This is a genomic window from Paracoccus spongiarum, assembly GCF_030732095.1.
In the GTDB taxonomy this organism is placed as follows: Bacteria; Pseudomonadota; Alphaproteobacteria; order Rhodobacterales; family Rhodobacteraceae; genus Paracoccus; species Paracoccus spongiarum.
The window spans coordinates 1-692 of sequence record NZ_JAVAMQ010000079.1; the positions used below are offsets into that span (position 1 = coordinate 1).

Sequence of the window (692 nt, forward strand, 5' to 3'; positions counted from 1 at the left end):
GCGTGCCATGATCTCGTGAAATGCCCGCGCGGCAAAATCCTTCAGCCAACGAAGACCAGGATCAGTCACGGCAGGTTCTTCGTCACCAGGGTGCGAGACTGTGCCGGGTGCGATCTCGCGGCTCTGTGTCTTTCACCGTCGCGAAAGACCCGGGCAGTCGTGATTGTTCATGATTATCCGGCCCTGCTGCGGGCGCGCCGGCGACGGGAGCGGTGGGGCGAGAAAGAGAACCGGCTCTATCGGCGCCACCGCTGGCGCTCGGAAGGCTTCCACGGCGAGGCAAAGACCTGGCACGGCCTCGCCCGTGCGGTGAGGCGCGGGCTCGAGAACATGCGCATTCAGGCCTTCCTCACTGCTGCGGCCGTGAACCTGAAGCGGTTAGCGGCCGCATTCTTCGCGCTTTTGCTGCCTTTCTGGGCGGCCAAGCGCCGGGGAGAGCTGTTCTCACCCTCTTCTGCCCTTCTGCGCTACCTGCAAAGGAGGCTGGCGGCATCATTGCTCCACCCGATGACGAACGGCATCGGCAGCGTTCCGTAGGACTTCTTCAACAGCCCCACACGGCACCTTTGCCAGGTGGCTTCGAACACCCGGGCGATGGCGGCCTTGAGGCCGGTGTGGGCGTCGCTGATCACCAGCCTGACGCCACCCAGACCGCGGGCGCGCAGGGACCGCAGGAACTCGGTCCAGAAGGT

At 65.0% G+C, this 692-nt stretch carries 2 pseudogenes; one reads left to right on the forward strand and one right to left on the reverse strand.

Annotation, left to right across the window (positions count from 1 at the left end):
• Positions 1-414, forward strand: a pseudogene (locus Q5Y72_RS19770) (transposase); the annotation flags it as partial.
• Between the two features lie 128 nt (positions 415-542).
• On the opposite strand, the pseudogene Q5Y72_RS19775 reads toward Q5Y72_RS19770, so the two are convergent.
• Positions 543-692, reverse strand: a pseudogene (locus Q5Y72_RS19775) (transposase); the annotation flags it as partial.